This window comes from Actinotalea sp. JY-7885, assembly GCF_014525465.1.
Lineage (GTDB): Bacteria > Actinomycetota > Actinomycetes > Actinomycetales > Cellulomonadaceae > Actinotalea.
Genome location: NZ_JACEXH010000121.1, coordinates 1 through 10485, shown reverse-complemented (window position 1 = coordinate 10485; position 10485 = coordinate 1). Strand labels below are relative to the sequence as shown.

Below are 10485 nucleotides of genomic sequence, written 5' to 3'. Positions count from 1 at the left end.
CGGCGCGGCCGAGGGGCCGCCCGTGCCCGCCTGCGCGGCCTGCTGCGCCGCCAGGGCGCGCAGCCGTTCCTCCTCGCGGCGTCGCCGCCGCTCGCCCCACTCCGCGGGGCTCTGCTCAGTCATCCTGACCTCGATACAGACGGTGCTTGGCGATGTACTGCACGACGCCGTCGGGCACGAGGTACCAGACCGGCTCACCGGCCCGGGCCCGCGCGCGGCAGTCCGTCGACGAGATGGCGAGCGCGGGGACCTCGAGCTGCGTGACGGCGCCCTGCGGGATCTGGTCGGTCGACAGCGTGTGCCCCGGTCGCGTGACGGCGACGAAGTGCGCCATCGACCAGAGCTCGTCGACGTCCTTCCAGGTGAAGATCTGCTCGATCGCGTCGGCGCCCGTGATGAAGAACAGGTCCGCGTCGGGCCGCTGCGCCCGCAGGTCGCGCAGGGTGTCGACCGTGTAGGTCAGCCCAGGCCGGTCGACGTCGACCCGGCTCACCGTGAAGCGGGGGTTGGACGCCGTCGCGACGACGGTCATGAGGTACCGGTGCTCGGCGGCCGTCACGGGACGGTCCTGCTTGAGACTCGGGCGACCCGTGGGGACGAAGACGACCTCGTCGAGGTGCAGATCGGCTGCGGCCTCGCTCGCGGCGACCAGGTGACCATGGTGGATGGGATCGAACGTCCCGCCCATCACGCCGATCCTGGGCCGTTGGTCAGTCATCGGGTTGGGAGTCCTCCGAGCTCGTCTGCGTCTGCGTGGCCTGCGGGTGCCTGGCGGCGCGCGAGGTCAGTGGCGCGTGCCCACGCTACGGAAGGCGTAGGTGACGGCGAGGAGCACCATGAGGGCGCCGAAGGCGGCGAGCCCGTAACCCACCGGCGGCAGTCCCTGGGCGGCCTCGGTGGCGTGCTCCTCGGCGGCGAGCAGGGCAGCGTGCACGTCGACCTCCTGGGGTCTCGACTCGTCGTTCTGTCGCGACACGCACCGGTCCGGGAACCCAGGGCGGTGCGAGGCGACGGGTTCACCAGTGTCGCACGTCCCGCCCGGCGCACGAGCCGTCGGCTCGCCGCGGACGGGTGACGTCAGGCGCGGACGTGGCCCTGGCCCTCGACCACCCAGCGCGTCGTCGTGAGCTCGGCGAGCCCCATCGGACCGCGCGCGTGCATCTTCTGCGTCGAGATGCCGATCTCCGCACCGAGTCCGAGCTGTCCCCCGTCGGTGAACCGGGTCGACGCGTTGACCATGACGGCCGCCGAGTCCACCTCGGAGACGAAGCGCTGCGAGGCCGCCAGGTCACCGGTGACGATCGCCTCGGTGTGCCCGGACGACCAGGTGCGGATGTGCTCGAGCGCGTCGTCGATCGAGTCGACGACGCGGACCGCCAGGTCGAGCGAGAGGTACTCGGTCGCCCAGTCGTCGTCGGTCGCCGGCACGACGTCGACCCCGTCCGGCGCCAGCGCGGCCGTGCGGTCGTCGCCGTGCACCGTCACGCCCGCACCCGCGAGGGCCGCGAGGGCGTCGGGCAGGAAGCCGGGCGCGGCGTCGGCGTGGACCAGGAGGGTCTCGGCGGCGTTGCACACGCCGACCCGCTGCGTCTTGGAGTTCATGAGGATCGGCAGCGCCATCGCCGGGTCAGCGGCCGCGTCGACGTACACGTGGCAGTTGCCGACGCCCGTCTCGACGACCGGCACCGTGGCCTCGCGCACGACCGTCTGGATGAGGTCGGCGCCGCCGCGCGGCACCAGCAGGTCGACCAGCCCGCGGGCGTGCATGAGGGCCACGGCGCCGGGCCGGCCGTACTGGTCGATCGACTGGACCGCGTCCGCCGGGAGGCCGACCGACGCGAGCGCCCGGCCGAGCACCTCGACGATCACCGTGTTGGAGCTCGACGCCGCTGACCCGCCGCGCAGGATCGCCGCGTTGCCGCTCTTGAGGGCGAGCCCGGCGGCGTCGACCGTCACGTTGGGCCGCGCCTCGTAGATCATGCCGACGACGCCCATCGGTACCCGGACCTGCCGCAGCCGTAGCCCGTTCGGCAGCGTCGAGCCCCGCACCACCTCACCCACCGGGTCGGGCAGCGCCGCCAGCTCGCGCAGCGCGTCCGCGATGCCGGCGATGCGCTCGGGCGTCAGCGCGAGGCGGTCGAGCAGCCCCGCGGAGAGCCCGTGCGCCCGACCCCGTTCGAGGTCGACGGCGTTGGCGCTGACGATCTGCGCGTCCGCGGCGACCAGTGCGTCGGCCATCGCCCGCAGCGCCGCGTCCTTGGTGGCCCGCGTGGTGGTGGCGAGGGACCGGGCGGCCACGCGTGCGCGACGCGCCACGTCGCGCACGGCCTCCTCGACGGCGGCCGTGTCCTGGGCGGGGTCGGGCGGTGCGAGGGTCATGCCCGCAGGATAGGCGTCCCGTCAGACGACCGGGTGCTCCGTGAACCCGTCGGCGAGGGCCTCGCGCACGAACTCCTCGTGCGTCCGCTCCCCCGTCGCGAGCGCGGGCAGGAGGACCTCGCGCAGCGCCGCGACGTCGGCCCGCCCGGCGGCGCCCGGGTCGTCGCCCAGCGTGACCCAGACGAAGCCTCCCGGCCTCGGCACGACCTGCGCGCCGGGGACGCCCGCGAGCGCGGCCGCGCCGCCGACCGCCTCGAGGTGCGCGGGGCCCAGGAGCGTGCCCCAGCCGTGGCCCCACAGCCGCGAGCGGAGGTCGCGCTCCGTCGGCGCGGCGACCACCCACTCCCACGGGCTCCACCCGTCCTCCGCCTGGACGCGGTCGAGGGTGGCGTAGGCCGTGTCCGCCCGCAGGGCGTCGACGGCGCCGAGCAGCCACGGGGTGAGGAACCCGGCGACGCGCACGAGGTCCTCGCCCCCGCCGTACATCGCCCACCGGTGCATGTGCAGCGCGACCGTCAGCCCGTCACGCAGCGGCGCGTGACCGGGCGGCGTGGTGGGCCACGACGCGACGACCTCGGCGACCAGGTGCTTGGGGTGGCCGGGGTGGTCGAGCAGGGCGGTCGCGACACCGAGCAGCCGCACCGTGGTCAGGGGCTCACCCGGTGCGAGGCGGTCCCAGTCCAGGCCGTCCCGCGCCAGCGCGGCCGGGCCCGAGGGGTCCTGGCCGGCCCGGACGACCGCCGTGGACCAGCTCAGCTCGACACCCATGCACTGCTGGACGACGCCCTCCACACCGGCACGGAGCGGCGACGACGACCTCGTCCCCCACCGCTGGGTCCTGGACCGCGACGCCTCCCAGGACGGCGGCCTCGACCGGCTCGTCCTCCAGGGCGGCCTCGGGCGGGAGCTGCGCCACGACCGCCTCCTTCGCGCGGCCGGCGGCCGTCGGCCGATCCTGCCGCCCCCGCGAGCCCGGTGACGAGGCCGGTCGCCCGGACGGCCCAGCCGCCGGCGCAGGACCGCGACCGGCCGCTCGAGGGGGCTAGCCCCGGGCCCGGGGCCGCTTCGCGGACCGCGGCTGGCCGGCGCGCACGAGGACGATGTCGTCGCGGTGCACCACCTCGCGGTCGTATCCCGCGCCCAGGCGCTCCCGCAGCTCGTGCGTGGAGCGGCCGAGCAGCTCGGGCACGTCGCCCGCGGCGAACGCCACCAGGCCGCGCGCCACGACGACGCCGTCGGGCCCGACGAGCTCGACCGGGTCGCCCGCGTCGAACTCGCCCTCCACGCCCGTGATGCCCGCGGGCAGCAACGACGTCCGGCGCTCGACGACGGCCCGCACGGCGCCCTCGTCCAGGACCAGCCGGCCCAGGGTCGTGGCGGCGTGCTCGAGCCACAGCATGCGCGTCGACCGGCGTCGGCCGGTCGCGGCGAAGTACGTGCCCACGGCCTCGCCCGCGAGCGCGTCGGCCGCCTGCGCCGCGGACGTGAGCACGACCGGCACGCCCGAACCCGTCGCGATCCGCACGGAGGCCAGCTTGGTGACCATGCCGCCCGTGCCGACCGCGCTGCCCCGGACGCTGACGTCCACGCCCTCGAGGTCGGCCTCGCTGCGCACCTCGCTGATCCGCCGCGCACCCGGGCGGGACGGCGGGCCGTCGTAGAGCCCGTCGACGTCGGTGAGGAGCACCATCGCGTCCGCGTGGACGAGGTGGGACACGAGCGCGGCGAGCCGGTCGTTGTCCCCGAAGCGGATCTCGTCCGTGGCGACCGCGTCGTTCTCGTTGACGATCGGCACGACGCCGAGCCCCAGCAGGCGCTCGAGCGCGCGCTGCGCGTTGCGGTAGTGGCCCCGGCGGACCGTGTCCTCCGCGGTGAGCAGCACCTGCCCGACGGTGAGCCCGTGGGCGGCGAACGCCTGGGTGTAGCGGGCCACGAGGAGCCCCTGGCCGACCGAGGCGGTCGCCTGCGCCGTCGCGAGGTCGCGCGGGCGCGTCGGCAGCCCGAGGGGCGCCAGGCCCGCCGCGATCGCACCGGACGTCACGAGCACCACCTGGCCGCCGGCGGCGCGGCGCGCGGCCAGGACGTCGACGAGCCGGGCCAGCGCACCGGTGTCCAGACGCCCGTCCGCGCCGGTCAGCGACGAGGAGCCGACCTTGACGACGACGCGCGCGGCGGACGCCACCTGCGACCGGTCCGCGACGTCGTGCGCCCGCTCCCCCGTGGTGCCCGCCATCGCGTCACTCGTCCTTGCTGGGGTCGGCCCAGTGGCCGGCCTCGCGCTCGGTCCACAGCTCCGACCGCGCCTCGGACTTGGCGTCCATGCGCTCCTTGTAGCCCTGGCGCTTCGCGGAGCGGGTGGGCCGGGACTGGTCCTCGAGCCGCAGGTCCGTGCCGCGCGGGCCGCCGAGCAGCTCGGAGCCCGTGAGCAGCGTGGGCTCCCAGTCGAAGACCACCGCGTCCTGCGAGGGGCCGATGACGACCTCGGCGCCCGGCGTGGCGCCCTCGGCGAACAGCCGCTCCTCGACGCCGAGCCGTGCGAGCCGGTCGGCGAGGTAGCCCACCGCCTCGTCGTTGGTGAAGTCCGTCTGGCGCACCCAGCGCTCGGGCTTGGAGCCCAGCACCTGGAACCACGTGCGCCCGCCGCTCTCCTTGCGGGTGACGGTGAAGCCGGCGTCGTCCACCGCCTTGGGCCGCAGCACGATGCGCGGGACCTCGACCTGCTCCGCCTCGCGCCGCGCCGTGGCCACGAGCTCGGCCAGGGCGAACGTCAGCGGGCGCAGGCCCTCGTGGCTCGCCGTCGAGATCTCGAGCACGCGCAGGCCGCGCGCCTCGAGCTCGGGGCGCACCATCTCGGCGAGCTCGCGCGCCTCGGGGACGTCGATCTTGTTGAGGACGACGACGCGCGGGCGCTCCGTCAGGGGCACCTCGCCACCGCGGATCTCGAGGTCACCCGCGTACGCGGCGAGCTCCGCCTCGATGACGTCGAGGTCGCTGATCGGGTCGCGGTCCGGCTCGAGCGTCGCGCAGTCCAGCACGTGCACGAGGACCGCGCACCGCTCGATGTGCCGCAGGAACTCCAGGCCGAGGCCCTTGCCCTGGCTCGCGCCGGGGATGAGCCCGGGCACGTCCGCCACGGTGTAGCGCGCCGAGCCGGCCTGCACGACGCCGAGGTTGGGCACCAGCGTGGTGAACGGGTAGTCCGCGATCTTGGGTCGCGCGGCCGAGATCGCCGCGACGAGGCTCGACTTGCCGGCGCTCGGGTAGCCCACCAGGGCGACGTCGGCGATGGTCTTGAGCTCGAGCACGACGTCCCGCCTCTCGCCGGGCTCACCCAGCAGCGCGAACCCCGGCGCCTTGCGGCGCGGCGAGGACAGGGCGGCGTTGCCCAGGCCGCCACGGCCGCCGGCGGCCACGACGAAGCGCGCGCCCTGGCCGACGAGGTCCGCGAGCACCTCGCCGTCCGTGCTCTTGACGACCGTGCCGTCGGGAACCGTCAGCACGAGGTCCTGACCGGTCGCGCCCTGGCGGTCGTCGCCCATCCCCTGCGTCCCGGAGGGTGCGTGACGGTGCGGCGAGTGGTGGAAGTCGAGCAGGGTCGTCACCTGCCGGTCGACCTCGAGGACGACGTCGCCGCCGTCGCCGCCGTTGCCGCCGTCGGGGCCGGCCAGGGGCTTGAACTTCTCGCGGCGGATCGAGGCGCACCCGTTGCCGCCGTCACCTCCCGTCGCGTGCAGGACGACGCGGTCGACGAACGAGGCCACGGCGCTCTCCTCTCGGGGTGGTGCCCGCGGCGCTCGGCGCGCGGGGGTGGTGCGGGGGGTCGGTCAGGGGCCGGACGACGGAAGGGGCGCACCGGTCACCGGTGCGCCCCTTCCGTGTGGAGCTCAGGTCAGGCGTCGGCCGTGACGATGTCGATGACCTTGCGGCCACGGCGGACACCGAACTGGACGGCACCCGGGGCGAGGGCGAAGAGCGTGTCGTCGCCGCCACGGCCCACGTTGATGCCGGGGTGGAAGTGCGTGCCGCGCTGGCGCACGATGATCTCGCCCGCGTTGACGACCTGACCACCGAAGCGCTTGACGCCGAGGCGCTGCGCGTTCGAGTCGCGGCCGTTCCGCGAGGAGCTGGCGCCCTTCTTGTGTGCCATGACTGACCTGCTTTCGTGCTGAGCGTGACGGGAGGACGGGGTGAGCGGTCGCTGCGCTGGGCGCGGCGGCCGCCCGGACTCACTTGATGCCGGTGACCTTCAGGCGCGTCAGCCGCTGGCGGTGGCCCTGGCGCTTGCGGTAGCCCGTCTTGTTCTTGTACTTGAGGATGTCGATCTTCGGGCCCTTCTCGTCCCGCACGATCTCCGCGGTGACCGTCACGTCCGCCAGCGACGCGGCGTCCGAGGTCACCTTCTCCCCGTCCACGAGGAGCAGCGCGGGCAGCTGCACGGTCGAGCCGGCGTCACCCTTCAGACGGTCGACGACGACGACGTCCCCGACCGCAACCTTCTCCTGGCGGCCACCAGCCTTGACGATCGCGTACACCACGTTGCCGCTCATCTCTACTCGTTCGCGTAAGCACGACGTCGTCGTGCACGTTCCTTGGGGTGAGGCGCCGCGCGCAGCCACAAGGGTCTGGGGGCACGCACCACCCGGCGCATCCAAGACGCGCCGACGCCCAACAGTACGGAACGCTCACGGCAGGGTCAAACCAGCCCGCGCTCCGCGTGGTGCGCCCGGAACACCCCGGTGCGGAGCTCGATCGCGTAGGCCTCGAGCTCCGGCATCCCGGCCGCGCGCGCCACCGCGATCTCGGCCTCGATGTCGTACGGCACGCGCACCACCTGCACGGCGAACGGGTCCTGCGCCGTGCCGCCGACGACGCCCTCCAGGACGACGTACGACGGCACGGGCTCGTCGAGCGGGTTGCCCGCGCTGCCGACGTTGAGCAGCGTCCGGCCGTCGACCGTCTTGAGGTACGCGTCGTGGATGTCGCCGTAGACGACGACCGACGGCGCCGGACCCGGTCCGGTGAGGTCGGTCGCGGCGAACATCGCCTCGAACTCCTCGTCGGTGTGGACGCGGCGCACGCGCGTGTAGACGCTCAGCGCGGAGGCGTGCACGAAGCGCACGCGGCGCCCGCTCAGGACCATGTCGTGCACCAGGGGCAGCGCGAGCAGCCACGCCCGGTCGTCGGGCGTGAGCTCCTCGTACCACCAGACCGACGCCGGGTTCTTGTCCGGGTCCGGCCGCGGGAGGAAGTCGTCCCAGTTGCCGCGGACCGTGACCGCGCAGACCTCGCGCGTGCGCGCGACCGCCGCCGAGCCGCGGGGCCCCTTGCCGGCGACGTCACCCAGGTTGAGCACCGTCGTGATGCCCCGCGCGGCGATGTCGGCGAGCACGGCGTCGTAGGCGGTCATGTTGCCGTGGACGTCGGAGAGCACGGCGATGCGCTCGAGGGGGGCCACGCGGCCACCGTAGGGCAGCCCGACGGCCCGGGGAAGCGTCGCCGCCCGGGGCACGGGCCCCGGGCGGCGAGACGCCGGCGTGCGGTCTCAGCCCTCCCGGGCGTCGTCCGTCACGGGGGCGACGGGCGCCTCCACGGCCTCGATGCTCGCCAGGGCGTCGCCGAGGTCGTCCGCCGCGGGCGCGTCCTGGGTCGCCGCCTCGGCCGCAGCCTCGGGCGCCGTCTCGGGCGCCGCACCGTCCGACGCGCGGTCCTGCGGTGCGTCGTCGGTGCCCGTGAGGTCCAGCTCGGCCTGGTCCTGGTCGTGGTCGTGCGCGTGCGCGGCGGCCGCCGCGATCGTCGCGAGCGTCGCCTTGACGGCCTCGCGCGCCTGCGGCAGGACCGGCACCGCGACGGGCGCGGCAGCGGGCGCCGCCTTCTTGCGACGCGAGCGCTTGGACTCCGTGGGCTCCGCGGGCCGGCCCTCGTCCTGCGCCGCACGGACCTCGACGGGCTCGCTGTGCACGATGAAGCCGCGGCCGTTGCAGTGCTGGCACGTCTCGCTGAACGCCTCGACCAGGCCCTGCCCCACGCGCTTGCGGGTCATCTGGACCAGGCCGAGCGACGTGACCTCAGCGACCTGGTGCTTGGTGCGGTCGCGCCCCAGGCACTCGACGAGGCGGCGCAGGACGAGGTCACGGTTCGACTCGAGCACCATGTCGATGAAGTCGATGACGATGATGCCGCCGATGTCCCGCAGCCGGAGCTGGCGGACGATCTCCTCGGCGGCCTCGAGGTTGTTGCGCGTGACCGTCTCCTCGAGCGTGCCGCCCGAGCCCGTGAACTTCCCCGTGTTGACGTCGACCACGGTCATGGCCTCGGTGCGGTCGATGACCAGGGAGCCGCCGGAGGGCAGGTAGACCTTGCGGTCCATGCCCTTGGCGAGCTGCTCGTCGATCCGGTGCGCGCCGAAGACGTCGCCCTGGCCCGACCAGCGCGAGACCTTCTCGACCAGATCCGGTGCCATGGCCCCCACGTACTCCGAGATCATCGACCACACGCCGTCGCCCTGGACGACGAGCGAGGAGAAGTCGTCGTTGAAGATGTCCCGGACGACGCGGATCGCCAGGTCGGGCTCGCCGTGCAGGAGCGCCGGCGCCGACGCGGACTTGGCCTTCTTCTCGATCGCCGCCCACTGGTCCTGCAGACGCTGCACGTCGGCGCGCAGCTCCTCCTCCGAGGCGCCCTCGGCCGCCGTGCGCACGATGACGCCCGCGGCGTCCGGCACGATCTCCTTGAGCAGCTTCTTGAGGCGGGCACGCTCGTTCTCGGGGAGCTTGCGGGAGATGCCCGTCATGCCGCCGGCCGGGACGTAGACGAGGTAGCGACCGGCGAGCGTGATCTGCGACGTCAGGCGCGCGCCCTTGTGGCCGATCGGGTCCTTGGTGACCTGGACGAGCACCGAGTCGCCCGACTTCAGCGCCTGCTCGATGCGGCGCGGCTGGCCCTCCAGGCCCGCGGCGTCCCAGTTGACCTCGCCCGCGTAGAGCACGGCGTTGCGGCCCTTGCCGACGTCGACGAACGCCGCCTCCATGCTGGGCAGCACGTTCTGCACGCGACCCAGGTAGACGTTGCCCGCCATCGAGCCGGCGCCCTGCCCACCGGTGCGCGAGACGAAGTGCTCGACGAGCACCCCGTCCTCCAGGACGGCGATCTGCACGCGCCCGTCCGACTCGCGGACGATCATGGCGCGGTCGACGGCCTCGCGCCGGGCGAGGAACTCCGACTCCGTGACGATCGTGCGGCGGCGACCGGCGTCCCGGCCCTCGCGCCGGCGCTGACGCTTGGCCTCCAGGCGGGTCGAGCCCTTGAGCGCGGTGACCTCGTCGGACGGCGTCCGCGCGGCCCGCGTGCGGGTCCGGGCCGGCGCGGCGACGTCGTCGCCCTCGCCGCGGGCCCGACGGCGACGCCGACGGCGACGACTCGACGCCCCGCCCTGCTCGTCGCCCTCGTCCTGGCCCTCGTCGCCGTTCTCGCCGTTCTCGTCGTCCTCGGACGACTCGTCGGCCGCGTCGTCGCCCGTGCCGGGCTCCGCCTGGCCGCGACCGCGACCCGAGCGCCGCCGGCGGCGCCCGCCCTCGCGCGGCTCGTCCTCGCCCTCGGGCTCGGACCCGGCCGTCTCGGCGTCGTCCTCGCCGCTCTCGTCCGCGGTGGCGGCCTCGTCGGCGTCATCCCCGTCACGCTCCGCACCGGAACGGCTGCGGCGGCCACGGCCACCGCGCCGGCGGCGGCGGCGCGGTGCGCCCGACTCGTCGTCGGCCTCGGGGCCGTCGTCGTCCGTGCCGTCCTCGTCCGCGCCATCCTGGTCGGCGCCGGCGGCCTCCTCGGTGGCGGCCTCCTCGGCGGGGGCCACCTCGGGCGTGACCAGCCCGGCCTCGACGGCCAGCTCCTCGGCGTCCTCCTCGGGGGCCTCGTCACCCGGCAGCACCAGGTCCTCGAGCCGCGGCGGTCCCGCCGGCGACTCGACACGCCGGCGCCGCGGGCGGGAGGTCGGCTCGGGCGCCTGGAACAGCAGGGCGGTCGTGGCCAGTCGCGGCGACTCGCGTCGCGGCGCACCGGCACCGGAGCCACGCCCGGACGCGGCCGCGTCACCCGTCTGGGCCGGCGCGCTCG

Annotated in this window: 11 protein-coding genes; 1 reads left to right on the top strand and 10 read right to left on the bottom strand. The window is 74.9% G+C overall.

The window, feature by feature from the left end:
• Positions 1-115 precede the first annotated feature (115 nt).
• From nadD to IDM29_RS11520, 4 genes are all read right to left on the bottom strand, one after another.
• Positions 116-718, bottom strand: coding sequence for a nicotinate-nucleotide adenylyltransferase (nadD, locus tag IDM29_RS11535; RefSeq protein WP_182111522.1), 603 nt, complete (start codon positions 716-718; stop codon positions 116-118).
• A gap of 66 nt (positions 719-784) precedes the next feature.
• Complete coding sequence (locus IDM29_RS11530; protein ID WP_182111523.1) at positions 785-934, bottom strand: hypothetical protein; 150 nt, start codon at positions 932-934, stop codon at positions 785-787.
• 143 nt (positions 935-1077) lie between these two features.
• Positions 1078-2379 (bottom strand): glutamate-5-semialdehyde dehydrogenase, encoded by a 1302-nt coding sequence (locus IDM29_RS11525; RefSeq protein ID WP_182111524.1) that lies wholly within the window; start codon positions 2377-2379, stop codon positions 1078-1080.
• A 21-nt stretch (positions 2380-2400) separates the two neighbouring features.
• Positions 2401-3147 carry a hypothetical protein gene (locus IDM29_RS11520; RefSeq protein WP_182111525.1) on the bottom strand — a complete coding sequence of 249 codons (747 nt, stop codon included), beginning with the start codon at positions 3145-3147 and terminating at the stop codon, positions 2401-2403.
• On the opposite strand from IDM29_RS11520, the gene IDM29_RS11515 reads away from it, so the two are divergent.
• Entirely contained in the window at positions 3146-3358 is a 213-nt protein-coding gene (locus tag IDM29_RS11515; RefSeq protein ID WP_182111526.1) for a hypothetical protein, read from the top strand. The genes IDM29_RS11520 and IDM29_RS11515 overlap by 2 nt on opposite strands.
• Positions 3359-3421: 63 nt before the next feature.
• On the opposite strand, the gene proB is transcribed toward IDM29_RS11515, so the two are convergent.
• The 6 genes from proB to IDM29_RS11485 form a co-directional block, all read right to left on the bottom strand.
• On the bottom strand, positions 3422-4612 hold the full coding sequence (gene proB, locus IDM29_RS11510; RefSeq protein WP_182111527.1) for a glutamate 5-kinase: 1191 nt from the start codon (positions 4610-4612) through the stop codon (positions 3422-3424).
• A 4-nt stretch (positions 4613-4616) separates the two neighbouring features.
• The gene (gene obgE, locus IDM29_RS11505; protein WP_182111528.1) at positions 4617-6140 is read right to left on the bottom strand and encodes a GTPase ObgE; all 1524 of its coding nucleotides are present in this window, start codon (positions 6138-6140) and stop codon (positions 4617-4619) included.
• 128 nt (positions 6141-6268) lie between these two features.
• A complete protein-coding gene (gene rpmA, locus IDM29_RS11500) occupies positions 6269-6526 on the bottom strand; it encodes a 50S ribosomal protein L27 (RefSeq protein WP_182111529.1) in 258 nt (85 codons plus the stop codon).
• Between the two features lie 79 nt (positions 6527-6605).
• Positions 6606-6914, bottom strand: a complete 309-nt coding sequence (rplU, locus tag IDM29_RS11495; RefSeq protein ID WP_182114209.1) for a 50S ribosomal protein L21 — start codon at positions 6912-6914, stop codon at positions 6606-6608.
• 158 nt (positions 6915-7072) lie between these two features.
• The gene (locus tag IDM29_RS11490) at positions 7073-7834 is read right to left on the bottom strand and encodes a metallophosphoesterase (protein ID WP_182111530.1); all 762 of its coding nucleotides are present in this window, start codon (positions 7832-7834) and stop codon (positions 7073-7075) included.
• 87 nt (positions 7835-7921) lie between these two features.
• Positions 7922-10485, bottom strand: a 2564-nt coding sequence (locus IDM29_RS11485; protein ID WP_188037551.1) for an Rne/Rng family ribonuclease, incomplete at its 5' end; no start/stop codon positions are given.

Coding starts and splice junctions, on each gene's coding strand:
- nadD (WP_182111522.1), bottom strand. CDS start 718: ATGACTGACCAACGGCCCAGGATCGGCGTGATGGGCGGGACGTTCGAT.
- IDM29_RS11525 (WP_182111524.1), bottom strand. CDS start 2,379: ATGACCCTCGCACCGCCCGACCCCGCCCAGGACACGGCCGCCGTCGAG.
- IDM29_RS11515 (WP_182111526.1), top strand. CDS start 3,146: ATGCACTGCTGGACGACGCCCTCCACACCGGCACGGAGCGGCGACGAC.
- IDM29_RS11520 (WP_182111525.1), bottom strand. CDS start 3,147: ATGGGTGTCGAGCTGAGCTGGTCCACGGCGGTCGTCCGGGCCGGCCAG.
- proB (WP_182111527.1), bottom strand. CDS start 4,612: ATGGCGGGCACCACGGGGGAGCGGGCGCACGACGTCGCGGACCGGTCG.
- rpmA (WP_182111529.1), bottom strand. CDS start 6,526: ATGGCACACAAGAAGGGCGCCAGCTCCTCGCGGAACGGCCGCGACTCG.